The sequence below is a fragment of the Halobacillus faecis genome (assembly GCF_007991335.1).
Lineage (GTDB): Bacteria > Bacillota > Bacilli > Bacillales > Halobacillaceae > Halobacillus > Halobacillus faecis.
Genome location: NZ_BJYD01000028.1, coordinates 39599 through 63160 on the forward strand (window position 1 = coordinate 39599; position 23562 = coordinate 63160).

The following is a 23562-nucleotide window of genomic DNA, read 5'->3' on the forward strand; positions in this document are numbered from 1 at the left end:
CCTTCAAAAGCAGGTTCATGCCATCATGTCTTTTTTCAGTGATTTCAATTTCTGTTTCATATCTTCTACCATTTCCTTGTCCGAATTCACAGGATAATGGTACTTCTGCTGATAGCTCTCGTGGCCTTTACCCGTGATGACCACCCAATCCTCTGTTCCACTGTTCATGATCGCCTCTTCGATCGCGAGCGTGCGGTCCGGGATGATTCTGCCCGAGAAGTCGCCGAATTCTTTCTGCAGGTCTTCAAGTGTAGATACCATTTCATCAAACGTAGCCGAATTCAAGTCATCAAGCGTGAGGATATATTGGTCCGCTCTTATAGCGGAAGCGCCAATCATTTCTCCTCTTTTTGAAACATCCCTGTCCCCACGGAAACCGAAGACATGCGTCAGAGACGCTGCCCCTTGTTGTCTTGCTGTATCCAGCACATGTTCAATGCTGTCGGCGGTGTGAGCATAATCGATGACAACGGTCGGTCCATCTTCAAATTCGATGAGCTCGAAACGGCCGCGGATACCAGGCAAGGACGTCATCGCTTTTTCCATGTCAGAAAATGAAATGCCGAGCTGAAGACCGACAGCAAATGCTTCCAAGGTGTTGTAGACGTTGTGAGTACCTTTAAGCGGGGAAGTTACTTTCCTGTCTTCTTCCCCGTAACGAATGCATGCAGTAAAATCATCGGTATCGATATCCCTCAGAACGATCTCATGATCCAGATGGTGGCCGACCTTACATACGGACGAGCCTTTTTCCTCCAAAAGGTGTGCAAGCTTTTCACCCCAGGGATCGTCTGTGTTAATGACAGACTTGCCGCCGGGTTTCAACATATGGAACAGTTTTGATTTCGCTTCGAAATACGATTCCATCGAGTCATGATAATCCAGGTGATCTTTATATAAATTGGTAAATACCGCATAGTCAAACGTTACTCCTTCAAGGCGGTACTGAGCCAGTCCATGAGAGGAGACCTCCATCACGACAACATCATCCTTGCTCTCATGGAGAAGCTTTTGCAGCAGAGGAGCACTCGGTGTCGTTTGAATGCCGGGTACGACTTTGTCATTCACTACATAATCGATGGTCCCGAACATCCCGCAGGAATAACCATTCTTTTCGCATAGGTGTTTAATCATGTGGGATGTCGTCGTTTTTCCGTTCGTTCCTGTCACACCGATTACGATTTTATCTTCAGAAGGATGGCCATAAAAAGCAGCCGAGATCTGCCCCAGCGCTTTCCTGCTGTTTTCCGTTTGCAGGCATATCGCTCCTTCGTGCTCCACCTCATCTTCGGTGACAATGACAGCCGCCCCTTTTTGGATGGCTTCTTCGATAAAATCATGACCGTCGACTTGGTAGCCTCTTACCGCTACGAAGACATAACCTTCCTCAACATCCCGTGAGTCGTCTGTGACACCGGTGATGAGCGAATCAGCTTCTATATTCTTTTTCGTTTTTTGGTTGAGTAGTTTTATGATTTGTTCAACGTTCATCGTCGGTATCTCCTTTGATGTATGTTACGTGTTGCATGCCCTATTTTAATGGAAAATACACCGGCGCAGGGGGGTTGTCGAAGAGATGTAAATGAATCTTAATATTCCCGGCAATAATATGGGAATAAGCTTTACCCTCTCTAGAAAGCTTCAACGTAAGTTTAAGTTCCTCCGCCTGCCGCTATCAGCGATTCCTTTATGAGCATCCCCTCTATACTCATTATGGGGCGCCTTACTTTTCTTTACTCTTTTTCCTGTCATAAACCGTTCGGTCGTCCTTCTTTTCCACTATTCTGATATGGTAATGCGCAGCAAAGCGTTCAAGGTCAGCTAAGGTTTCGACATAGTCAACATTCACCACACGAATAGGGAACCCTTTCTTTTTTATCACCGATCCTGCAGGCCTGCCCCAGCCGGCATCCTTGAAAACGATCTTATGTATGTCTGCAGGATGTCACCTTTTTTCTGATACTTTCAAATTGAAAAAGTGTACAAGGTACTCAATCATCTAGTCGATCTTTAACTCGAAAGACCAAGGACAAGGAGAACAATAAAAAAAGCCCCAAACGTGAATAGACTGATTTCCTGCCCACACCTAGATCTGATATCAAAAACGGGGCCAAGAAAGGTACAATCCAACGCGTTGGTCTCCCCTCATACATGGAACTCCTCCCATCTGAACATGGAAAAGTGCATGGAATCCATTAGAACATCCCATAATGTAAATAAATGAAACATCCACCCACTTTTGGAAAAGGAGTGTTTATACATGAACGAACAGGCAAAAGCGTACTGGGATTCCTATTGGAAAGGAAAAGAAAAACCGGAGAGCGTGAAAGCATGGTCCTTCGGCACCGCCCCTGATCGTATGGCCAGACTGGTCATGGACGGGGTCAAGACAGCCACCTGCTCGGCACGTCAAGCATATGAGGTTGAGAAAGAAGCGCTCCCCGAAGTCGGAGAATATAACATCATATTGAACGGGGAAGATGAGCCTGCGGCTATTATCCGAACGACAGAAGTTGAGGTCGTCCCCTTTAATGAGGTAACCGAAGAATTCGCACGTGCGGAAGGAGAAGGAAACCTTTCCTACCACAATTGGCTAGAATTCCATAAGAAGTTCTTCAAAGAGGAATCGGAAGAGATCGGTTATGATTACAGCGAAGACATGGATCTTGTTTGTGAGAGATTCCAACTGGTGCACGTGAACCCGGATTGAAGGACGGAAATCACATCCGTCCTTTTTCCCTCTTCTGCTTTCGGCTGCAGGGCCATTCGAATCGATAACCCGACAAGACCGATTAAAAATACAATAATGATTGTAATGATGATGATTCTTAATTTATTTTGACTCAACGTCCCATCCCTCCTCCCCTTCTCCTACCCGTTTCTTGAAGTCATTAAGCAGGGATTTCCCTGTTCCCTTCAGTCAAGTTAAGAAACAACCATACGACTGGAAAAAATCAATGAAACATGAAACCTTACACACCTTCATTCGTAGAAGAGGTGTTCAGAAATAAATGAAATTACATTTCATATCATTTGGATTGATCCTTATGGTATGGTTGAATTCTGAACAACAGATGGAAAGGAGTCTACATATGAGCAAAAGAATAACAGCCAGTATCATTGCAGCCACAATTTTGGTTCTCGCTCTTGTCGTCCAGCTGATCGGAACGGTCTTCACTGGTGAAGAAGCAGAGAATGAGACGATGGGACTTTTCGCAGGCAGTGAGAATTTAGAAGAAAAAGTCGTTGACCGAGGAAGTGGAAGCAAACGGATTGTGGAATTGAACCTGGAAGGGGCTATCATCGACAACCCGAGTACGAACCCGAATCCTTTCGGGGGCGGCGGCTATCAGCACGACCGCTTTATGAAAAAATTAGAAGCGATCAAAGAAGATGGCTCCATCAAAGGCGTTCACCTGTATGTCAATTCACCAGGTGGCGGCGTTTATGAAAGTGCTGAAATCCATGACAAACTGCTTGAAATAAAAGAAGCAGGCAAGACGATTTACGTGTCCATGGGGAACATGGCCGCTTCCGGCGGGTATTATGTTTCTGCCCCAGCTGACCGCATTTTTGCTAGTAACGATACGTTCACTGGTTCTTTGGGTGTCATCATGGAAAGCATCAATTATCAGGAACTGGCCAATGAATATGGCGTGAAATTCAATACCATCAAAAGTGGTGAGTTCAAAGATATCATGAGCCCTACCAAGGAAATGACCGAAGCGGACAGAGAGATTCTCCAAACGCTTGTCGATGAATCTTACCAGCAGTTCGTCGATGTCATCGTAGAGGGCCGCGAGATGCCTGGGAGCCGTGTGAAAGAATTAGCCGACGGCCGGATCTACTCCGGGAAGCAGGCCGTCGAAAACGGACTGGTGGACGACATCGGCTTCCGTGAAGACACGTTGAAGGCATTGAAAAAAGAAATCGGCGGAGATCCGCAGGTATTCCAGTACAAAAATACCATGGGATCCTTTTTCGACCTGCCGCTTGCTGAAAGCTTAATGCCGAACAGCGAACTCCGCTACATCGAAGAATTGATGAGCAAGCGCCAAGGACCACGCATGATGTATATGTACACAGATTAAGGAGGGAACGGTATGGATTACACCAATCATAACGAAAACGGTGGGCAGCTATCATCGTTGATCCATCATCAGAAAAACGACCTCCAAAAACTGTTGTACGCAGGATTCGGCTCGCGATTCCTTGCCTACAGCATCGACTTGATCGTCATTTGGAGCGTCAATACCATTGTGACCCGTCCATTGCTGCGACTTGTGAACCTGGAAGACGCTCAAGCTTGGGTCCCCATGTTCAGTGCGGCAAACATTACGACTTCGATCATCTTTTTTGCTTATTTCATCCTGATGACGAAATTTTTCCGGGCTACGCTGGGAAAAATGATTTTAGGATTGTCTGTCGTTTCACTAAAAGGGGAAACGTTATCGAACGGTCAAATCATTTTCCGTGAATGCATCGGCCGGTATATCAGTATGGCGATCCTCGGAATCCCCTATCTGGTTGTTGCCTTCACGAGGCGACATCAGGGAATCCATGATCTATTCGCAGATACGTCCGTAATGAAGAATAAGTTCAGCAAGCTGAACGATACCATTGAACAACAACCACAATCGATATAAAAATGAAACGCCTGCTTCCAAACGGAAGCAGGCGTTTTTTCATGCGTTAACGGTAAGGATCCTGTTTGCCTGTGCCGTTCTTCTCCCCTTTTTCACGACGAAGTGCGTTCAGGTCTTTTTTGCTTTTGTTTTTCGCTTTTTTGCCCATGTCTGAAGACCTCCCTTCTCCTCTATTTTGTGAAGTTTGATGTGATTCCATGTAATGAAATAACAACCACAAGAACCGACCAAATAGCTCACTCTAAAGCAGGACACGTGTCCATGAAATGTACAATCTGACGTTTGTGTAAAAAAGAGCCAATGGTACATACTAAAAAAAACTGTTGGGATTCGGGGGTGAGGACATGGATGAAATGTTGGACATCGAACAAATCCTTCGTGAAAAACAGAAAAACCACTATGTGACCATGAAGAAGCTGGAGCTTGAAGGCCACCCCATCCACGTCATCTACATACCTTCCATCACGGATACGAAGCAAGTCCAGGACGCCATCCTGCTTCCACTACAAGAATGGAAGCACAAAGAAAGTCCTCTTCCTCATGCTTTTTCTGCAGAACCTTTGCTGCAATTAGAGAAGAAAAACGATATCGATCACTATCTTCTCGATGGTTTCACGCTGTTGATCGAACAAGATACGGTTTACGCCATAGACACAGCACAGTTCGCTTACCGTTCCATCCAAGAGCCGGTATCTGAGATGACCCTGCGCGGTTCCCGTGATGGTTTTATCGAATCACTCGAACAAAACGTCGCCCTTTTACGTGTGCACCTGCGTTCGACGGACTTGAAATTTGAAGAATTCACCATCGGTACCCGTTCCTTCACGAATGTTTCCATCGCTTACATCGATCGGACGGTCAACGAGGAACTGTTAAAGGATGTTCGAGCAAGGATCAATGCCGTCCAGGAAGATTACATCCCGGATGGCGGGGTGATGGAGCAATTGATCGAAAAAAACAACTACTCCCTTTTTCCTGAGATTCAGGAAACGGAGAGACCGACGAAAGTATCCAGCGCCCTTGTCGAAGGGAAAGTAGCGATCTTCGTAGAAGGTTCCCCTTCTGTGTTACTTGCTCCGACAACATTGAACAGTCTTTTTCAACAGGCGGATGACTACAACTTCAAGTGGATTCCGGCTTCTCTCATTCGGTTAATGCGGTTCATGGCTGCTTTCTTTTCAGTGATGCTTCCGTCGGTTTATATTTCGTTGATTTCGTATCACCATGGGTTGATCCCGACCGATCTTGCCATATCGATTGCAAAAACTCGTGAAGGAGTACCAATCCCTTCGTTCATGGAAGCTTTGATTATGCAACTGACTATTGAAACCTTGAGGGAAGCTGGGATCCGGCTGCCAAAACCGATCGGACCTGCCGTCAGTATCGTAGGGGCGATCGTACTTGGTGAAGCGGCTGTTACAGCGGGGATTGTCAGTCCTTTGATGGTGATCGTCGTTTCGTTCGCTGCGATCTGTTCCTTCACCATTGCCGATTATGCGTTAAGCCTTGCGCTCAGGACCATCAGTTTCGTCATGCTGTTTGCCGCCGCATTTCTAGGGATATATGGGTTGATCCTGGCTGTCTTCATCATCAGCATTCATCTTGTTCATCTGCAGAGCTTTTCTGTTCCGTATTTAGAGCCATTTACACCTTTTTATGTGAAACGCTGGAAAGATTCCTTGATCCGGTTCAAGTTGAAGAAAGGAGGCGGACGCGTTGAGTGATCTGAAACAACTGACCATGTTACAAATGGTCATCGTGTTCATATCTTCGATGATCGGAATCGGCATTATCCTCATGCCACGGGATCTGGCTAATACCGTTGATTCTCAGGACTTATGGCTGAGCATCATTTTCGGTGCGCTAGCCGTCAGCGTCGTTTCCTGTATTTATGTAGCGCTCGCTGTTCGTTATCCCGGCCTCACTTTTTTTGAAATGACTTCAACGATCATGGGGAAATTCATCGGTTATCTTTTCAATTTCTTCTTCGCTGTGTATAGCCTGATCGTCGCTGCCTATATCTTACGAGTGACCGGAGGGATTATAAAAAACTATTTACTTGATACGACGCCGCTTTATATCGTCATCGGTTCTTTTATGCTCGTCAGCATGTATCTGATCTATAATGGGGCGGGTGACATCGTCCGGTTTTTCCAACTTTATTTTCCAATCATGATGGTGATGTTCATCGTACTTTGTTTATTGAGTATTAAAAATCTTGATCTCAACAACATCCGCCCCGTTCTGCAAAACAATATAGGGGCGACCATCAGTGGTGCGCAAATCACCTTTTTCTCTTTTTTGGGCATGGAGCTTCTCCTGATCTTCTCCAAATTGATCAAAAAGAGAAAGGCCAAACATCTGCTGATTACAATATGGACGAGCATCGGCTTGACCGCCCTCATCTATGTCGCCTTCCATATGATTTCCATAGGAGTCCTTGGCGTGGAGGAGCTAAAAGAAATCACGTTCCCGACCATTGAGATGGCGAAAAGCATTGAGTTTCAAGGTTTCTTTTTTGAACGTTTTGAATTGATTTTTTTATTCGGATGGTTAACGACGGCTTTCACTTCTTTCACCGCTTATATGTACACATTGACTTTGGGATTGAAGAATATGTTCACCCCCAGCCGGTGGTTCCTGCCGGTCGCTGGAGTACTGATCTTTGCATTGACCTTGTACCCTGAAGGTCTGACGGAGGTTTTCCACTACTCCACATATATTCAATTCATCTCCGTTGCAGCGATCGTCGTCTTACCTGCTCTTCTATTGATTGTATCCTTGATCAGGGGGAAATCGTATGCTACGTAAAATTACATGTTCAGGTTTGATTATTCTCATTTTGTTGACCGGATGTTGGGACATCAAAGAAATTGAGGACGTCGGAATCGTCACAGGCATGGGCCTGGATGTCGACGAGGAAAAAGATGAACTGAGGATGATCAACCAGTATGTTGTTCCCGGGAAAATCCCCACACAGCAAAGTAGTTCCCAGCACCAAAGTGCCCCTTACCAGAACATTTCGCAGTCCGGTAAAACATTTTTTGAAATCATCCGGAACAACTCTTTGGAGAGCAACCGACCTCCCAATTACACGCACTTGAAATCAATTCTCGCATCGACGGCATTGTTTGAAAAAGAACGCGCGGACCAAGTGATCGACCTGTTCATCCGAGATCATGAATTCAGAAGGACGACACCAGTATTTATAACAAAAGAACCTGTTCTTGAAGTCCTAAGTACCAATCCTACAAAGGAACTTTTTCCGGCAATCCAAATTAAATCACTCAGTGAAAATTACCACAAGAACAATAGTAACCCTAAAAACTTGTCCATCGGTGACATGTCCCAGCACATTTCTGAGAAGAAAAGTTTTCTGATTCCAGGTATTACCCTGGAGGAAGGACATATCAAATCATCAGGAGCTGGCATCATTGAAGCCGAAAGCTCTCATTATGTAGGATGGATTGATGTAGAGGATATGGAAGGCATCCGATATATGCATGACAATGTGCAAGGCGGATTTATCTATCTAGATGAAGAACTTATTGATGAAGGTCCAATCATTCTTGAGATCAAAGGGTCAAACTCAAAATTCAAGACAAAAACGAGTGGAGATCAATTAGAGATGACCATTCAGGTCAAGATGTCCACCGTACTGGCAGAAGATTGGGGAATTGGGAGAAATGTATATAACAAAGGATGGAAAAAAGAGATTGAAGATGCTGCGAATAAAGTCATTAAAGGAAAAGTGGAACGTGTCCTTCAACTCGCCCAACAGGAATACCAGATCGATTTCCTCAATGTATCCGGATGGATCCAAATCCACGAACCGAAGTATTGGGAAGAACATGAGAAAGAATGGAATGAACTCTTCCCTGACATGAACTTCAAAGTAGAAGTGACAACGGAAATCACAGATTTTGGCACGCAAAACTTTAATACAGAAGAATAAAGTGGAGGGTCCGCCCCTCCACTTCCGTTATTTAATGAACCCTTCCTCGAACGCTTTGACGATTGGGAAAGCACCTGAACCCTTATTGGAAAGAACCGTTACTTTCCATTGACCTTTTGGATAGACGCATGAATGGAAGCTGACACCAGGGTCAAAGCCCATGGCATGGTAAACCGTTTCACCATGAACATCATCCAACCAAAGGCCATACCCATAAGAAACACCTTCTTTCACTTTCGCGTGTTTTGTTAACAATCTCTCTACATGTCTTTCACCTACAAGTTTTCCATTCAACAATGTATCCCAAAACCCGTTCATATCCGGCCCTGTCACGAAAGCTCCCCCATCGGCTCCCCCGATAACCGGAACAGCATACGTATTCGTCCTTAGAGAACCACCCTTTTCTATGTAGCCCTGAGCGGTGTTGCCCGGCAGCTGGTCCAAGCGAAGATACCCACTATCCTGCATGCCTGCAGGCTTGAAGATATTCTCTGTAACATAATCCGTAAAAGACCTGTTTGAAACGGCTTCCACCACCAACCCTAATACGATGAACCCTGCATTGTTGTAGTGGAATTTCTCTCCAGGCTCGAACATCTTCTCTTTATCTTTGAACATCGGGACAAAGTCCTCAAGCTTCTCCATCTTGTACATCGGTTTCTCTTCCCACAGTTCTGAAAAGTCCTCCATGACCGATTCATCAAAGTAATCAGGGATTCCGGACGTGTGCGTCAACAAATGATGAATAGTGACACGTTCATCTATACAAGCAGGACTCTGATCCAGAAGCTGATGGACGGGTGTATCGTAACTGAATGGATTCTGTTCGACGAGCTGAGCGATCGCTACCGCTGTGAACAACTTGCTTCCAGAGGCTATTCCGAATCGGGTGTCCATTTGGTTGGGAAGACTTTCAGCGAGGTTTCTGAAACCAAATCCTTTCGAGTAAACGAGATCCTCCCCTTGTGTCACAATTACTGAACCTGAAAATCCTTTTTTCTTAACGATTTCCTGAATTTTGGCATCCAATTTATCCCTCTCCTTTTCCATGTTTTCTATTCATTCTACCTGCTGTTTCATCCATCTATCCTGATCCTTTTTGTTTCATTTAGCGAGTGGAAGGAAATGCCCTTTATAAAAAGGAGTCCATCTCATGAAAGTATTCGCTGTTGTTCTAGTGGCCCTCGGAATCATAGCTGTCCGAGTGATCAGCTTTTTTTATCCTGATTGGAAGGCAATCAAAGGGGAGCCTTTATCGGAACGAAAACGTTTGGGGTACAGCTTGTTAGGAATTGGGATCCTGCTTCTTATGTATCTACTCAGTCAATTCATCATTAGAATATAAACCGTGCGCTTTCATTTTGCCACTTCCACTCTATTGGATCGGAAAGATGTAGACCATATATTCAAAGGATTTCTCCAATCCAATATTTTCAGCAATGGCATTCGATGGTTTATTGGCCTCCTCACAGTCCCAATATGGAATCATCTCTTTTCTTACGCATTCTTTCACGAAACGATGAGCTGCTATCTGACCTAATTTTTTGCCCTGATGATCCTCCAGCGTTTCTATATCGATTCCGTGCACATTTTCAGCTACAAAACCTGAAAAGCATAAACTCACGATTCTATTCTTATAAATGACTCCATAACCGAATCCTTTCTGAAAGAAATCCTCAGGAGTCGTCCAGAATTCTAATAGCTTCGATCTTAAAAATTCTATATTATCCAGAGAATCACCTTTGTTATCATAAAGTTCCTTACTCATTTTGAACACTCGATCATCCTCACGAATTGAAGGTTCATCCTCGTCACTGCTAAGTCTTTTCTCCATCTGATAAACGTTTTGATTGGATTTCTTCATGTCACGGTTCTCAAAGATTGTTTCAATCGTCTTCTCCCACCTGGAATGATGACCGATCGCAATGAAATGATTGATCTTTAGCTTCTTCGCTTCAGGCAAAATTTCCTGATCGATAAAGTCATTCATCTCTTTATTGAACCCTTCATTCTCTTCGTCTCCAATAAAGAAAAAACCATCATGATTCCCCAGCCAAATCAGTCCTGATTTAGGACAATCGGGATCATCCACATAAATCCGACCTGGATTATTCCCTTCGATCACCGCTTTCACCTCTAGATGGCCCTCTTGATTTATTAAATTTCTGCATTTATAGAATTCTGTTTTATCAAGTTCTCGTATCATTTTCGCTCTCTCCCATCGTAATGGCATGGTTCATTAAATTCATCACAGCCTTCTAGACTTGCAACATATGTACGACTCCCTATGTAGCAGCCCTGCTTGGTAAAGAATCGAAGGAAGGATGTAGTAGAAGCTTAACGTGGCTATGATGGGTTTATTGAACAACCCGCCCTAAGAAAACCGTTGCCATTGAACACCACTTTATCCGTGGCTCACCTTTTCATTCATCGATTAATGGAATTCATAAAAGCTTAAAAAATGGAAGGCCATACGAATGACCTTCCATTCCCTTCTAGTTAAAACGATTGGTTGATAAAATCTACGAATTGCTCTGCTTCTTCTTTCGTATAATCACCAGCCACTTGCATGGAATCACTATGGATCACTTTTCGAACCGTTGGAGAAGCTATTTTCTCATCTCCTAAATAAATGTGAACCTTCTCATTGAGATGATTCTCTGTCATCTCTTTCGGTGTATCGCTATTCTTGAAGTTTACATTCACAAGTACTCGGTTTTGACCATCTTGAATACTTGCTTTTTCAAAATCCGAGGAAGTCACCAGAACATTTCCTTCCTGGTCTTTAATAGATACATCGTTGAACTCATGACTGACATTTTGTTGACAACCCATGAGCAGAAAGAGCGCTGCCAATGTAGATACAATCAGCTTCATTCTATCCCTCCCTTCATCATAGAATCGTTCCGGGATTCTAGTTTTCTATACGGATGGTTTTGGGAAAAGTTTCAAATAAAATAATAAGTCGAAAAAATAAAAATCCCATCCTGTTTGAAATACTATTCTCCATAAAAGGTGGGCACGTCGCCCAAGAAATGATTAAAATTCCATATTAAGGGAATCGCTTCACTAAATGAAGATATGTACGTTTTCGGCTCATACCAACACAGGAGAGGAGACAAACGATGGCGAAGGAAAGTAAATTCAAGAGGCGTCTGAAAAATGTCGGGCCGGGTGCTATTGTAGCGGCAGCCATTGTCGGACCAGGGACAGTAACGACAGCTAGTAATGTAGGAGCTCAATTTGGCTATGCGCTGATCTGGGCACTGATTTTTTCTGTTATGGCAACGATGTTTCTACAGGAGATGGTGACAAGGTTAGGGGTCATTACCAGAAAAGATTTAAGTACGATATTACGAGAGCAATTTTCACACCCCGTTTTGAAATGGTTGACGATCCTCCTGATCATCTCCGCCATTGTTATTGGAAGTGCTGCTTATGAAGCGGGTAACATTGTTGGGGGAGCGATCGGGTTGTCTGCCTTTACCAGCCTTTCCACTGAAGCCGTGGCGATCCTCATCGGTTTGATTGCCGGCATCCTCTTATGGGTAGGCAAATATAAAATCATTGAACGCGTTTTTATTGTATTGATCCTGACGATGACCTTGAGCTTTGTCATCACAGCCATTGTCATCCAGCCGGATTTGTCTGCGATTCTGACGGAGGGTCTTGTCCCCAAGGTTTCGGCAGGTAATATTTTATTGGTCATATCGCTCATCGGAACTACAATCGTCCCTTACACGTTATTCTTACAATCTTCTGTCGTACAGGAGCGGTTCAAGGGAGAAGAAGAGTTGGCAGATAGCCGCTTCGATGTGGTGACGACGATCACCATCTGTGGGATCATCTCAGTTGCCATCATCATTACGGCTGCTGTCGCTTTCCCCTTAGGAACAGAAATACAAGATCCGAGTGTCATGGCCGATCAGTTGAAACCGCTGCTTGGTTCATGGGCGAAATATGTATTTGCTGTCGGGATCTTTGCCGCGGGCATATCCTCTGCAATGACGGCGCCTCTGGCTTCTGCTTATGCCACGGCAGGTGCTTTGGGGTGGGAAAGGAACCTTCGTTCAACGAAATTCCGGCTGGTTTGGATCGGGGTGCTTCTCGTTGGTGTCCTTTTTGCAAGTCTTGGTTATGACCCGATTCAGCTGATTGTTTTTGCTCAATATGCCAATGGACTGATTCTTCCGTTTATCGTTTTATTCCTTATGATTGCCATGAATAATCGAGATACGCTGCGTAACCACGTCAATTCCCTTTGGGTAAACATTGTTGGTGGATTGATTTTCCTTATTACCGTTACCCTATCCCTTCTTTCATTTGGAATCTTCTAACCTTGTGATAAGGAAGTCATTCTAAGATTTGGAGGTTATATATGAGGTTCATATAGAGGAGGTACGATGATGGACAAGATCACTAAAAGGAATAAATTCCTAACTACCTTAGCACCCTTCTACTTTGCTGCTTTCCTTATCATTTTTTGGCTCGCCATTTATAAGGTTGACGATCGTTTATGGAGTTTCCTTACTATGGTTATTGCTTCTCTTGCATTTTATCCATGCCAGGTGGTTATATCGAACAAGGTACAAGAAATTAAAAAAAGTGAGTGAGTCACAGAGGACCTTATGGACTGGGCACATAAAAAGGGCCATTTTGAAGGAATGGTAGATGAAGAAGAGGATTCAAGAGGAAATCATTCCGAAGAAAAATGAAGGATTGGAGGAGTGGAAATCTATTTAAGTCTCTTGTTGATCCGATCCAATCCTTCTACTTTTGCCTTTTCTATATTCAATTCCCTTTTCAATAAAACATTTTCTGCGGTCATCCCCGCCAATATAGAGATTCCAATGAGCGACCTCAGCAACTCAGGATCAGGGGTCAAGTAGGTAACGGCGAATACGGAAGCCGCAGCCCCGATAAAAAAGTCCGCCAAAAACCCTAAATAAATTCCCTTGGGACGCGTTCTTTTTTTAGGGAATATCAGGACTTTTCCATTTCTCATCAAGTGAGATATAATGCCAGTGATCCCTCCAATACACCCAGCAATAAGTAGCGTATTCATAAGAAATTTTCCCCCTAGACTAAAAAAGCGGCAGCTGGTGGAAACTTAGAAACATAAGCTACTATGCACTAAATCCTCAACCAAGCTCGCCGCTCCGTTTAAGTCCGTTATTTTTTTCATATACAAGTGTCGCATTATAGTGAACACCGTACCTCTAGTTTACACTATAATGATCAGAAAATAAATACTATTTTTCAAAATTTTGTATTCCATAACAACTTATGTCAGTTAAGAATGATGGATTTTGTTTAACCATTCATGGATCTGATCTTCATAATACCTGACTTCCTTTTTAGACGTAGCTCCAACTAACTTTTTTCTAATCTGCTGATACTCTTCCATTTGAGCTTTCGTCGGGGATGGCTCTTTCGTTGATTCAAGATTGTCTAAGTACAATTGGATTTCAAAAAAATAATGCCGGCTTTCCTCTATCGATTCAGCATTTTTGAAGGAGTTCATAAGGTCATCATACGTTTCTTTTTCTTTTTCATTCATCCTAATCAATGTTCGGCACCTCCTCAAAATTTTTACTGAACGGGCGCATCACACGGGAAAGAAACGACCACAATAAAGCAAGATTCCCTTCCAAAACTGAATAGGTTTTGTTTTGGACACCGATTTATACTTCATACCCATTATACAAGATTACCTAACGGATATTGTTAGTCCTCTCTCATTTCTACAAAAATTTTTTCAATCCAAAAGACAATAAATGAATGGGAAAAGTGCCATTCCTTATTGATTGATCCCGCCACTCTGTCTTTCACCAGAATCCTCAATGAACGGTCTTGGAAAATAGTAAAACCACAGCATTACATATAGGAAAGAACGATTCCTACCACTGAAGATTCGCCCCCCTCACACATGAGACTTCATGAGGAACCCCTTTTATGAATGAAATCACAATGGATATATCTATGAAACAAGCATACATTAGAATGGAAAAGCGGAATTCAAGGGGGACTCCTCGTGTGGTTTTATTTGGAGATTGACGCGAAGTGAGCCAGGCAATCCGTGATATCTTTCATGTTAGAGAGGGGAAGCCCATGATTTTCATTATTTTCTTTATCGCTGCCATTCTCGTCGTTACAGCTGCGATTCATTTGAACCATTGTGGTGACGTCATTAGTAAAAAAACTTCTTTAAGCGGGGCTGTGGTCGGTACCTTCTTAATTGCCGGGGCTACCTCATTACCTGAACTCACGACTAGTATCACGGCCGTCTATATAGATAACCCTGATATCGCTGTAGGAAATATGCTTGGCAGTAACGTGTTCAATCTATTAATACTTGCCATGGTTGATTTGTTTTATCGAAAGCAACGGTTATTTCAGAGAATCAATCAGCACGCGAACCTTCCATCCGCATGGATCAGCCTTACTTTTTTGATCATCATCTCCCTTTCCCTCCTGGTTCCTGAATCGATCCAACTTTTTAATATAGGAATTGAAATGTATATGATTGTCATCTTCTATATCTTTTCCATGAAATTCATTGCCAGTGATTATGAAGACGATGATGGTTCTCCTCTGACTAAGGATCTTCCCCTATCTTCAGCGATCAAAGGTTTTCTCATAGCTGTAGTCGTCGTCTTTGTCTCCGGCAGCATTCTTTCCATTGCTGGAGATCATATGGCAGAAATCACAGGCATGAACGCTAGTTTTGTAGGCAGTTTTCTCATTGCAGCCTCCACTTCATTACCTGAGTTCGTAAGCGTCCTTGCCGCATTTAAATTGGCGAACTACAATATGGCGGTCGGATCCATTATTGGAAGCAACTTGTATAACCTGAAGCTGCTTGTACTCACCGATGTATTGTATCGCAAAGGAGCGATCTTAAACTCCATCCAAGGCACTCACCTTTATGTAGCAATACTTGGGATCACGATGACACTGTTCCTTATCTACACACTCATCAGGCCGAATAGAATAGGCCGTTTAGGGCACTATATTATGCCCTCTTTATTCATCATTACGTTATATTTTGTGACTTCTTATATGATCTTTTTCAAGTAGATTCTATTTTGGAATCTACTCTTTCATTAATCACATAAGCCTGCAATTCTTCATGCTCACTAGTACTGTTACAGACTCACAAAATACATGAGAGCGTTTAAAGAGGCAGATGCATTTTTCTAGTTGGATTATAAACATCAAGCCAATGCTCTTTTTCAATTTTCATCCAACTTCCGAACGAATCCAAGAATCTCAATATTTCCTCTGAACTGGAAGAGGGGTTGATGGCGAACCAAAGCGCTGTCCTCATCTCTTGTTCTTTTTCTGGATAATGCTTTGAGAATAGTTGGTAGGCTGGGAATAGGTCCCTCGTGTACGCTTGCTCTTGAACAATGACAAGGGCAAGGCCGGACCTCACTAGGATTCTCATGATCCATGAACAAGAATCCTTGATATCTTCTTCATCGTCATTTCCAGTCAAATCTTGCTTCGCTCGATCAATGAAAGAAGCGAAGTGAATGAGATGTTCATTCGCTAAAGAGCTGTCGGGTTTGTAATTAGGGAGATCACTGATTAGATTTTCACCATAGACACAAATTCCATAGGTTTTCAGAATAAACGGGATCATAGAGCAATGCTTTGTATCCTGAAATTCACTTAAAGGACTAAACCCTACTTCTACCCCGTTGATAAAACGGTATTTTTGATTGACTAATTGTTCAATCTCCTCTACCCAATCCAAATCCATATTTTGAGGATTGGAATAGGTAACAACGATGACGTCAAGGTCCGATACATTTTCAATGTCCTGTCCTTTTGGAACAGAACCCCTTAGGTACATGCTGTGAATCTCCTTTGGTAAAGCGGAAAGGCACTTCTCTGTGATGAGTCGAATGACCTCTTCGTATTTATCATTGATTTTCGTTGGATCAGACTCGTTTATGATGTTGCCTTGATCGTCTATGGAACACAACGATCCTATTTCTTTTATTTCTGTCATCCTTAAATGTCCTCATTTCTTTTCATTGAATATTTCACACGGTGTTTTTTGAGGGTCCAGAAATCCCATTGATCCCCTTATTTCCAGCCCTAATATGGAAGCCCATTTTCGTATGGTGTCACTAGTCGATCCTCTTGTATTATGTAAATCATATTCCATATTGGGTATTCACCCTTTATTTCACAATACTTCCTCCAACCGTTGTTCCTTCATTTACCTTCATTCTTCCAACAACGCTATAAGGATTCGAAGGAGACCTGAAAAACTCTCTAGCGCCATGATAGGTCGTGTACCATAAGTTATTTATGACACGGTACTCCCCTTTTATTTCATCAAGTACAATAGGGTGAAACAAATATTCAAAAATAGAATCATAAATTTTAATAATTCCATGCACATATGTTTCATCAAGCCAGATGGTATGTAGACGTTCCATTGATCATCCCTCTTTCCTACCCTTTGTTACAAAAGGCTTATACCAATTTATCACACTAAAAGATGGAAATAAATGAATTTTCTTTCATTTCTAAATGGGTATTAAAAAAAGACTCATCCAATGAAGGATAAGCCACTGTATATAAAACCCACTCCCCGCGGGTTGGGGAGTGGGTTTTATACGTGCCACTTACATTTCCTCAACTGTTCTTACACATTTAAGCAGTATAGCTTACTCAAAAGACTCCGCCACCTTGATCAGATCATCCTGCGACAGGCCATCAACATTCCCCTTCAACTCATACATGATCGATCCATCTTTCCAAATCAACCGCTGAGTCTCACCTTCACTTCCGGCATATTGCCCCGTTTGATCACCGATCGATACCTCTTCTGTCTCTATGTCATCATAAGAGATGTCGCCATCTTTAACGGTCATCAATTCCATCTTTTCATTCGTTTCGGCATGAAAGATGAAGGTTAAAACGGTATCCTTCTGCTCCATAACTCCAGGATCAATTTCTACCCCATCCACTTCAAAAGGCATGAGCGTCGGATACTTAGACTGATAGGCTTCATCCCCGGTCCGACTCACTAACCTGGAACGGTCATATTCGAAAAGCCCTTCTTCTGTTTGAACGGCCGTATCAAAAGCGTGCAGCAATGATTGTACATCATCGTTGTAGTGAATTCGAGTGATTTTCCCTTCTTCATTCGTGTTCACTCTTCCACTGACATCCGCGGTTTCACCATTGCTTATATTGATTTGCATCTCAAAATCATAAGCGGTTTCCGTATCCTCACTCTGCTCGACGCTCATCTTACCAATATCCATGTTGACGTCATTTCCAGCCTTTTGATGAAAGCTGTTCAGCAGATTCGTATCCAACGCCTGACTCATGTACTTTTCTGTGAAGTAAGGTTCGAACTGGTCCATATAGTAGGTAGAAATTCCTTGATAATTTTCCTCTTCATGCAATTGTTCCAGTTCTTCATCTGGTCCTGAAAATATTTGCTCCAGGACCTTTGTCACATCATCCTCTGTCGTATTTTCCTCTGTCGAATCCTCACTAGAGGACGGAGAGGATGCACAACCAGCTGTAATCAATAGCGCGATTGTAATAAATAGAATTTTTTTCAACAAAAAGATAACCTCCATTCTTCCTTCTTTCCTACAAGTACGAATGAGAACGATTTAAGTTTCAAAAATTGGTAATAAAATAGAAATTAACTAGTAAAAAACTCCTTTTATCACTTCACGATCTTGAAGCCAGCCTTTCACATGGACAAATGATAACTGGATACCCAATTCAAGCTTCTACCACTGACCTTGGCTTAAAGCCGTACAACAGGATGTTCAACAAGCTCACTGGGAATAAAGCGATGTACAAATAAAACGAAAGAGAATCCCCGCTCATATTGAACTCATCCACGATATACCCACTGCTATAAAGGCAGACACTACCGATGATCAAGCTCATGGATGTGATGAAAAGAAGCGTCCATCCATTCACCTTTTCTTCCTTTTGGAAAATGAGAAAAGTCGTTAGAAAAATAGATACCAGGACCAACACCAGGAATACTGGCCTCAACATAACAAAGGTTTCCATAAAATCCCTCCCTTCTTTAGTGTACCAAAGGAATTACCCCTGAGGTAGACGCTATCTTTTGATTTCAAAAAGGGAAACTCGTAGACTTGAATGAAGAATAGGAAAAGGAGTGAGGATCATGGCACAAGAAATCAAAGGGAAAATCGCTTATGTGACCGGTGCAGGTCGCGGCATCGGACGGGCTACGGCTTTGCAACTCGCGAAAGAAGGCGTTCATGTCGGGCTGATTGCAAGGACCGAAAGCCGTCTTGAAAAAGTCGCCGAGGAAGCGCGTTCCTACGGAGTCCAGGCAGCTGTAGCGACCGCTGATATTTCAGACATCGATCAAGTGGAACAAGCGGTTCAGCAATTAAAAGAAGAGCTTGGTGAAGCAGACATTCTCATTAACAACGCAGGCATCGGTGTGTACGGAAAATTTCTTGAACTAGAGCCCGAAGAATGGAAGCGGACGTTTGAAGTGAATGTTTACGGTACATACCACGTCACAAGAGCCGTCCTGCCTATGATGAAGGAGAAGAACCAGGGGGACATCATCAATATTTCTTCAAGCAGCGGACTCAAAGGCACTGCCGGCTCGACGGCTTACAGTGGATCCAAATTTGCCCTGCAAGGGATGATGGAAGCCTTGATGCAGGAAGTAAGAAGGGACAACATCCGCGTCTTTACATTGAATCCAAGTCTCGTCGCCACAGAACTCGCGCTAGGGGAAGACATGGAAGGACAGGACAAAGGGAAGTACATGCAGCCGGAGGACCTTGCTGAATACATGGTTTCTCAATTGAAACTACACCCTCGCATTTTCATCAAGCAGTCGCTTCAATGGGCGACCAATCCTTTTTAAGTTTTATAGAATGTACTTGGAACCATCGACATTCTTGTGGATTAGAAACGAAAAACGCTTGGATTTTTAACATCCAGGCGTTTTCTTTTTTCTATACATCCATGAAAGAAACCAAGAGATCAACCAGTAAAGTAATCCTTATAATAGAAGATTGTGACCACCAGTGCGACTACGGTATAACCGATCGCGGTATAAAATACGACCGTAGGGTTGAAGCTGCGTTTTTCCTCTTCGAGCTTCATTCCAGTCCGGGCCTGGATCCGCAACCGGACCGAATTGGAAGCGAAACCGCCTTTTGAATTGAAAAACCATACGATTGTCATGACTGCGACGCCAAGCAAAAAGGAATACTCAATGAACTCCCCACTGAAAAAAGAAGCGACTCCCCAATTGATCAACATCATCACACTAACAGTAACCAATGCCCATATCATATTTTTCCCCATCGTCATCCCCTCCAACTATGTATCCTTATATGTACATACGGGGGCATGGGATGAAAAGTTTCAATTTTCTTACAAATAGTCCTGATTTACCTATATTCCCGATATGCTCTCTTACATACTGCCGGGTTTCAAACCTTTGGAAAAACAGGAATAGCACGAGTAAGCTTTGAAAAGGGAGAGATTGTAAATGAAGAATCATGCCGAAGAGACCTTGCACGATTACCGTCACGGAATTGAAGAATTGACCAGTTACTTACCTGAAGCAACGAAAGAATACAACCGTTTTACAGGTGCTTTTTTTGAAGATGGGGAAGTCGATCGTAAGCATAAACATTTGATGGCTCTTGCCATCAGCGTGAAGGATGGTGATGAAGCGAGTATCACTTATCACATGGACCAATGTGTAGCGCTCGGGTGCAGCGATCAGCAAATCTATGAAACCATGGGCGTTGCCGCTGCCTATGGAGGGGGATCTGCGATGAGTCAGGCGGTGACTGTCGGGATCCGTACGTTGAAAGAATTCCGCGAAAGATCCTAGTGTACCATGAATAAAGCTTAGTCTACATTCCGTAGACTAAGCTTTTATCATGCGTGCCAAATAGATCCCGCTTGCCGCTGCCTGCGACAGGGAGTGCGTCTCGCCCGAACAGTCCCCGATCAAATACAAACCTGACACCTCGGTTTCAAAATGCTCATCCGTAAAGATCTTCGCTTCGTAAAATTTACTGTCCAACCCATAAAGGATGGTATCGCGATCGATTTCCTCGCCGATCAGCCCTTCCAACGCTTCAAAAAACTCCATCAGTGCCTCTATATAAAGGGAAGGAACTTCTTTGCGGAGATCTCCTGCGTCTGCCTCCAGCGAGGGTTGAATAACACCGCAAGAAAGATGATCAGAAGATTTTCCTTTCAATAAATCTCCCAACTTCTGTGCCACAATCCTGTCCCGCCCTTGATTGATGCCGCCGATCACATGATGTGCTTCTGCCATCGCATCTGTTTGAGTCTCGAAGTATCGTGGGACGAATAGAGTGAAATTCAAATTCTGACTCGGTTCTTCTTCGTTCTGGTTTTGACCATCTGCCATCACCAGGCCATGCTGGTACTTGCGGATGATTCTTCCACGCGGATTCATACAGTAGGTGGTTGCGGAAAAACGCTCGGTTATGTAATTCAATTTCGTTTCAAAGGTTTCCTGAAGGATGGCATCGAGCTGATTGCCGCGCATCTCCACTCTAATACCTAGATCCAGCCGTGTCTCGCCTGCCTTTAGCCCTAACTCCGCTGTCATGGATTTGAGCCAGTCACTCCCGCTCATTCCTGTAGCGAAAACGACCTTCTTGCTTTCGAGTTGTCCGTGGTTTGTATCCATCAAGAACCGCCCACTTTTTTTGGTGACTTCTATAACATCCGCTTCAAAAGTGAATGTCACCCTTTCAGACATTTCCTCATACATGCTTTGAAAAATCCCCCGGGCAAGCTGCGTCCCCAAATGGCGCACTTCTGTCGAGAAAACTATTAAAGAATGATGAGCAGCTTTTGCTGAAAGTTTCTCATTTTTCGTACTGTACCTCTCTACAAGGTCGCCACCATAAGAGCACAAAAGCTCATCGACTTCTTCCATGAGCGCAACCGTCTCCTTTTCCCCGATCTTCTTCCCCAGCTGCCCACCGAAATCGTTCGTATAATTGAACTTCCCTTCTGATTTTCCGAGGCCGGCAAACCCTACGTACCGATCGCACGGCCCTTCACAGGTGCACGCTTCCTGTTGTAATCCACACGTCCGTTCAACTAGAGGCTTTCCTTTATCCACTACATGGACGTTCAATTCCGGATGTTCTTTCGTGAGCGTATAAGCAAGGAACACACCGCTGACGCCGGCCCCAATGATCGTCACGTCATACACAGGATCACGCCCCTTTTGTACGGACTTTGGCGTAGATACACGTATCGGTCAACCGCTTCCCATCGACAGATCGATCTTCGTTGCGAAGAATTCCTTCAAGCTCAAAACCGAGGGATTCCGGTATGGCGCGGCTTCTTTTATTTTCCGATTCACAGCGGATCTCCACCCGTGCTCCTCCTAATTCATTCAAGGCGTATGTCGTCAAAGCGTCCACCGCTTCCCGCATGTATCCTTTTCCACTATGTGCGGTATCCATCCAGTAGCCGAGCTCGAACTTCGGCACATCCCAGTCCATTCGATGAAAACCAGTCGAACCGACGAACGTCTGATCCTCTTTCAGAAAAACGAGATACCTTAAATTCTGACGCAACAAAAATTTCGCATGTGCTTCCCTAGCGTTTGATTCTGTGTCTTCGACGGTCGGCGTCTCCTGGACGAATCCAAGCCATGGTTTCAGTTCATTCACAGACCTTTGGATGGCTGCATTGACCACTGTCCCGTCGCCAGGCTCCGGCATTTTCAGGATCAGCCGTTCAGTTTCTATATGTGTTTTGACATCTCGCATAACTGGATTCATTGTCCCATCCCCTTGTGATTCGATTTTATCCTTATCCTCTATCAAACAAGATTTCTTATTTTTTTGCAACAGCTACATTCAAAGCTTTCTAAATTTTTGTATAATAGACGGACATTCATATAGGAAGGAGGGATCCGATGACGAGAAACCGGGCATTCTTGATGATTTTCCTGGGCGCATCCCTGTGGGGCATCATCGGGCTGTTTGTGAACCAATTGTACGATCATGGATTCTCCCCCATTCAAGTCGTCGCTCTCCGAGTGACCTCTGCGATGGTCATGCTGTTCGGATCCATCATCGTTTCCAATAGAAACCTTTTGAAAATAAAACCCGCAGATTCGCGCTATTTCATCGGGACAGGGGTCATCAGCATCGCTTTGTTCAACTGGTGTCTGTTCAGCGCCATTGAGGCGACTTCGATGGCGATCGCTTTCGTTCTCCTTTATACTGCACCTGTGTTTGTGACCATTTTTTCAAGAATCTTCTTTAAAGAGGCTTGGACAGGAAGAAAACTGATGGCCCTTTTCACGACTTTTGTCGGGTGTACGTTCGTCATCGGATGGCTTCCAGGACTGCAAGCCTCCTTATCATGGCCCGGCCTGTTATTCGGCCTGGGTTCGGGACTGTTTTATGCCCTTTACAGCATCTTCGGGAAGGTCGTTTTGAAAAAATACCGCTCCCTGACTGTCACCTTTTATACATTTCTATTCGCAGCTCTCGCAGTCGTTCCTTTCAGCGGCCTATGGGAAGAAATGGCTTTAATGAATGACATTTGTGTCTGGCTGTTGATTCTCGGCCTCGGACTCATCTCGACCGTTCTGCCTTTCCTTCTTTATACGAAAGGCCTCGAGCATGTGGAATCGAGCCGCGCTTCCATCGTCGCCACCATCGAACCGGTCGTCGCGACGCTTGTCGGATATTTCGTTTATGCGGAAGTGATGACGATTTATCAATACGCCGGGGTCGTGCTCGTACTTTTATCAGTTATTATTGTTCAGGAGGCGAAAAAGAAGCCTGCTCATCACAGGGAAAAGTCCGCTTCTTGAGCGCGTTACGTCACTTTGCGGTGTCGTTAGGGCACTTTCGTAGTTCGTTAGGTCACTTTGGCTTCCCGTTAAGTCACTTT

26 protein-coding genes are annotated in these 23562 nt (G+C 43.9%); 12 read left to right on the forward strand and 14 right to left on the reverse strand.

The genetic code is table 11. The features are described from left to right. Positions 1-15: 15 nt before the first annotated feature. Complete coding sequence (locus HFA01_RS15420; RefSeq protein WP_146817902.1) at positions 16-1491, reverse strand: UDP-N-acetylmuramoyl-L-alanyl-D-glutamate--2,6-diaminopimelate ligase; 1476 nt, start codon at positions 1489-1491, stop codon at positions 16-18. 769 nt (positions 1492-2260) lie between these two features. On the opposite strand from HFA01_RS15420, the gene HFA01_RS15425 reads away from it, so the two are divergent. Further along, positions 2261-2710: an ASCH domain-containing protein gene (locus HFA01_RS15425; RefSeq protein ID WP_146817905.1), complete on the forward strand. Its 450-nt coding sequence runs from the start codon at positions 2261-2263 to the stop codon at positions 2708-2710. Here the strand turns inward: HFA01_RS15425 and HFA01_RS15430 are convergent. Further along, positions 2647-2847 (reverse strand): hypothetical protein, encoded by a 201-nt coding sequence (locus HFA01_RS15430; protein WP_146817907.1) that lies wholly within the window; start codon positions 2845-2847, stop codon positions 2647-2649. The genes HFA01_RS15425 and HFA01_RS15430 overlap by 64 nt on opposite strands. Before the next feature lie 245 nt (positions 2848-3092). Here HFA01_RS15430 and sppA point away from each other — a divergent pair, with 245 nt between their 5' ends. From sppA to HFA01_RS15455, 5 genes are all read left to right on the forward strand, one after another. Next, entirely contained in the window at positions 3093-4091 is a 999-nt protein-coding gene (sppA, locus tag HFA01_RS15435) for a signal peptide peptidase SppA (RefSeq protein WP_146817910.1), read from the forward strand. Between the two features lie 12 nt (positions 4092-4103). Then, a complete protein-coding gene (locus HFA01_RS15440; RefSeq protein ID WP_146817912.1) occupies positions 4104-4646 on the forward strand; it encodes an RDD family protein in 543 nt (180 codons plus the stop codon). Positions 4647-4990: 344 nt separating this feature from the next. Beyond that, positions 4991-6370, forward strand: coding sequence for a spore germination protein (locus HFA01_RS15445; RefSeq protein WP_146817915.1), 1380 nt, complete (start codon positions 4991-4993; stop codon positions 6368-6370). Next, positions 6363-7457 (forward strand): GerAB/ArcD/ProY family transporter, encoded by a 1095-nt coding sequence (locus tag HFA01_RS15450; RefSeq protein WP_146817918.1) that lies wholly within the window; start codon positions 6363-6365, stop codon positions 7455-7457. The genes HFA01_RS15445 and HFA01_RS15450 overlap by 8 nt, the downstream gene beginning before the upstream one ends. After that, positions 7447-8601: a Ger(x)C family spore germination protein gene (locus HFA01_RS15455; protein ID WP_146817921.1), complete on the forward strand. Its 1155-nt coding sequence runs from the start codon at positions 7447-7449 to the stop codon at positions 8599-8601. The genes HFA01_RS15450 and HFA01_RS15455 overlap by 11 nt, the downstream gene beginning before the upstream one ends. Before the next feature lie 27 nt (positions 8602-8628). Here HFA01_RS15455 and HFA01_RS15460 read toward each other — a convergent pair whose 3' ends face one another. Continuing rightward, on the reverse strand, positions 8629-9630 hold the full coding sequence (locus HFA01_RS15460; RefSeq protein ID WP_246139347.1) for a serine hydrolase domain-containing protein: 1002 nt from the start codon (positions 9628-9630) through the stop codon (positions 8629-8631). Between the two features lie 124 nt (positions 9631-9754). Between HFA01_RS15460 and HFA01_RS15465 the strand changes: the two genes are divergently transcribed. Further along, the gene (locus tag HFA01_RS15465; RefSeq protein ID WP_146817927.1) at positions 9755-9946 is read left to right on the forward strand and encodes a hypothetical protein; all 192 of its coding nucleotides are present in this window, start codon (positions 9755-9757) and stop codon (positions 9944-9946) included. A 30-nt stretch (positions 9947-9976) separates the two neighbouring features. Here HFA01_RS15465 and HFA01_RS15470 read toward each other — a convergent pair whose 3' ends face one another. Both HFA01_RS15470 and HFA01_RS15475 read right to left on the reverse strand, forming a co-directional pair. After that, entirely contained in the window at positions 9977-10807 is an 831-nt protein-coding gene (locus tag HFA01_RS15470; RefSeq protein ID WP_146817930.1) for a GNAT family N-acetyltransferase, read from the reverse strand. 293 nt (positions 10808-11100) lie between these two features. Next, the gene (locus tag HFA01_RS15475) at positions 11101-11478 is read right to left on the reverse strand and encodes a SecDF P1 head subdomain-containing protein (RefSeq protein WP_146817933.1); all 378 of its coding nucleotides are present in this window, start codon (positions 11476-11478) and stop codon (positions 11101-11103) included. A 248-nt stretch (positions 11479-11726) separates the two neighbouring features. On the opposite strand from HFA01_RS15475, the gene HFA01_RS15480 reads away from it, so the two are divergent. Continuing rightward, entirely contained in the window at positions 11727-12938 is a 1212-nt protein-coding gene (locus HFA01_RS15480) for an Nramp family divalent metal transporter (RefSeq protein WP_146817936.1), read from the forward strand. Positions 12939-13336: 398 nt separating this feature from the next. Here the strand turns inward: HFA01_RS15480 and HFA01_RS15485 are convergent, their stop codons facing one another. Together HFA01_RS15485 and HFA01_RS15490 are read right to left on the reverse strand one after the other, a co-directional pair. Continuing rightward, entirely contained in the window at positions 13337-13666 is a 330-nt protein-coding gene (locus tag HFA01_RS15485) for a DUF4257 domain-containing protein (RefSeq protein ID WP_146817939.1), read from the reverse strand. 228 nt (positions 13667-13894) lie between these two features. Then, a complete protein-coding gene (locus tag HFA01_RS15490; protein ID WP_146817942.1) occupies positions 13895-14170 on the reverse strand; it encodes a hypothetical protein in 276 nt (91 codons plus the stop codon). A 542-nt stretch (positions 14171-14712) separates the two neighbouring features. Between HFA01_RS15490 and HFA01_RS15495 the strand changes: the two genes are divergently transcribed. Then, positions 14713-15681 (forward strand): sodium:calcium antiporter, encoded by a 969-nt coding sequence (locus tag HFA01_RS15495; protein WP_146817945.1) that lies wholly within the window; start codon positions 14713-14715, stop codon positions 15679-15681. A gap of 97 nt (positions 15682-15778) precedes the next feature. Here HFA01_RS15495 and HFA01_RS15500 read toward each other — a convergent pair whose 3' ends face one another. The 4 genes from HFA01_RS15500 to HFA01_RS15515 all read right to left on the reverse strand — a co-directional run bounded on the left by HFA01_RS15500 (position 15779) and on the right by HFA01_RS15515 (position 18666). Then, on the reverse strand, positions 15779-16621 hold the full coding sequence (locus HFA01_RS15500) for a nucleotidyltransferase family protein (RefSeq protein WP_146817948.1): 843 nt from the start codon (positions 16619-16621) through the stop codon (positions 15779-15781). 175 nt (positions 16622-16796) lie between these two features. Next, positions 16797-17057, reverse strand: a complete 261-nt coding sequence (locus HFA01_RS15505; protein ID WP_146817951.1) for a hypothetical protein — start codon at positions 17055-17057, stop codon at positions 16797-16799. Positions 17058-17288: 231 nt separating this feature from the next. Further along, complete coding sequence (locus HFA01_RS15510) at positions 17289-18200, reverse strand: DUF4367 domain-containing protein (protein ID WP_146817954.1); 912 nt, start codon at positions 18198-18200, stop codon at positions 17289-17291. A 166-nt stretch (positions 18201-18366) separates the two neighbouring features. Then, entirely contained in the window at positions 18367-18666 is a 300-nt protein-coding gene (locus HFA01_RS15515; RefSeq protein ID WP_146817957.1) for a hypothetical protein, read from the reverse strand. Positions 18667-18784: 118 nt separating this feature from the next. Here HFA01_RS15515 and HFA01_RS15520 point away from each other — a divergent pair, with 118 nt between their 5' ends. Next, positions 18785-19507: a 3-ketoacyl-ACP reductase gene (locus tag HFA01_RS15520; RefSeq protein ID WP_146817960.1), complete on the forward strand. Its 723-nt coding sequence runs from the start codon at positions 18785-18787 to the stop codon at positions 19505-19507. 119 nt (positions 19508-19626) lie between these two features. On the opposite strand, the gene HFA01_RS15525 is transcribed toward HFA01_RS15520, so the two are convergent. Further along, the gene (locus HFA01_RS15525; protein WP_146817962.1) at positions 19627-19953 is read right to left on the reverse strand and encodes a hypothetical protein; all 327 of its coding nucleotides are present in this window, start codon (positions 19951-19953) and stop codon (positions 19627-19629) included. A 187-nt stretch (positions 19954-20140) separates the two neighbouring features. On the opposite strand from HFA01_RS15525, the gene HFA01_RS15530 reads away from it, so the two are divergent. After that, complete coding sequence (locus tag HFA01_RS15530; protein ID WP_146817964.1) at positions 20141-20491, forward strand: carboxymuconolactone decarboxylase family protein; 351 nt, start codon at positions 20141-20143, stop codon at positions 20489-20491. 36 nt (positions 20492-20527) lie between these two features. Here HFA01_RS15530 and HFA01_RS15535 read toward each other — a convergent pair whose 3' ends face one another. Next, a complete protein-coding gene (locus HFA01_RS15535) occupies positions 20528-21859 on the reverse strand; it encodes an FAD-binding oxidoreductase/lyase (protein ID WP_146817967.1) in 1332 nt (443 codons plus the stop codon). Positions 21860-21863: 4 nt separating this feature from the next. Further along, complete coding sequence (locus HFA01_RS15540; protein ID WP_146817969.1) at positions 21864-22436, reverse strand: GNAT family N-acetyltransferase; 573 nt, start codon at positions 22434-22436, stop codon at positions 21864-21866. Positions 22437-22573: 137 nt separating this feature from the next. On the opposite strand from HFA01_RS15540, the gene HFA01_RS15545 reads away from it, so the two are divergent. Further along, positions 22574-23482: a DMT family transporter gene (locus HFA01_RS15545; RefSeq protein WP_146817971.1), complete on the forward strand. Its 909-nt coding sequence runs from the start codon at positions 22574-22576 to the stop codon at positions 23480-23482. Positions 23483-23562: the final 80 nt, after the last annotated feature.

Coding starts and splice junctions, on each gene's coding strand:
- HFA01_RS15420 (WP_146817902.1), bottom strand. CDS start 1,491: ATGAACGTTGAACAAATCATAAAACTACTCAACCAAAAAACGAAAAAG.
- HFA01_RS15425 (WP_146817905.1), top strand. CDS start 2,261: ATGAACGAACAGGCAAAAGCGTACTGGGATTCCTATTGGAAAGGAAAA.
- sppA (WP_146817910.1), top strand. CDS start 3,093: ATGAGCAAAAGAATAACAGCCAGTATCATTGCAGCCACAATTTTGGTT.
- HFA01_RS15440 (WP_146817912.1), top strand. CDS start 4,104: ATGGATTACACCAATCATAACGAAAACGGTGGGCAGCTATCATCGTTG.
- HFA01_RS15445 (WP_146817915.1), top strand. CDS start 4,991: ATGGATGAAATGTTGGACATCGAACAAATCCTTCGTGAAAAACAGAAA.
- HFA01_RS15455 (WP_146817921.1), top strand. CDS start 7,447: ATGCTACGTAAAATTACATGTTCAGGTTTGATTATTCTCATTTTGTTG.
- HFA01_RS15465 (WP_146817927.1), top strand. CDS start 9,755: ATGAAAGTATTCGCTGTTGTTCTAGTGGCCCTCGGAATCATAGCTGTC.
- HFA01_RS15470 (WP_146817930.1), bottom strand. CDS start 10,807: ATGATACGAGAACTTGATAAAACAGAATTCTATAAATGCAGAAATTTA.
- HFA01_RS15475 (WP_146817933.1), bottom strand. CDS start 11,478: ATGAAGCTGATTGTATCTACATTGGCAGCGCTCTTTCTGCTCATGGGT.
- HFA01_RS15480 (WP_146817936.1), top strand. CDS start 11,727: ATGGCGAAGGAAAGTAAATTCAAGAGGCGTCTGAAAAATGTCGGGCCG.
- HFA01_RS15485 (WP_146817939.1), bottom strand. CDS start 13,666: ATGAATACGCTACTTATTGCTGGGTGTATTGGAGGGATCACTGGCATT.
- HFA01_RS15495 (WP_146817945.1), top strand. CDS start 14,713: ATGATTTTCATTATTTTCTTTATCGCTGCCATTCTCGTCGTTACAGCT.
- HFA01_RS15500 (WP_146817948.1), bottom strand. CDS start 16,621: ATGACAGAAATAAAAGAAATAGGATCGTTGTGTTCCATAGACGATCAA.
- HFA01_RS15505 (WP_146817951.1), bottom strand. CDS start 17,057: ATGGAACGTCTACATACCATCTGGCTTGATGAAACATATGTGCATGGA.
- HFA01_RS15515 (WP_146817957.1), bottom strand. CDS start 18,666: ATGGAAACCTTTGTTATGTTGAGGCCAGTATTCCTGGTGTTGGTCCTG.
- HFA01_RS15520 (WP_146817960.1), top strand. CDS start 18,785: ATGGCACAAGAAATCAAAGGGAAAATCGCTTATGTGACCGGTGCAGGT.
- HFA01_RS15525 (WP_146817962.1), bottom strand. CDS start 19,953: ATGGGGAAAAATATGATATGGGCATTGGTTACTGTTAGTGTGATGATG.
- HFA01_RS15530 (WP_146817964.1), top strand. CDS start 20,141: ATGAAGAATCATGCCGAAGAGACCTTGCACGATTACCGTCACGGAATT.
- HFA01_RS15540 (WP_146817969.1), bottom strand. CDS start 22,436: ATGAATCCAGTTATGCGAGATGTCAAAACACATATAGAAACTGAACGG.
- HFA01_RS15545 (WP_146817971.1), top strand. CDS start 22,574: ATGACGAGAAACCGGGCATTCTTGATGATTTTCCTGGGCGCATCCCTG.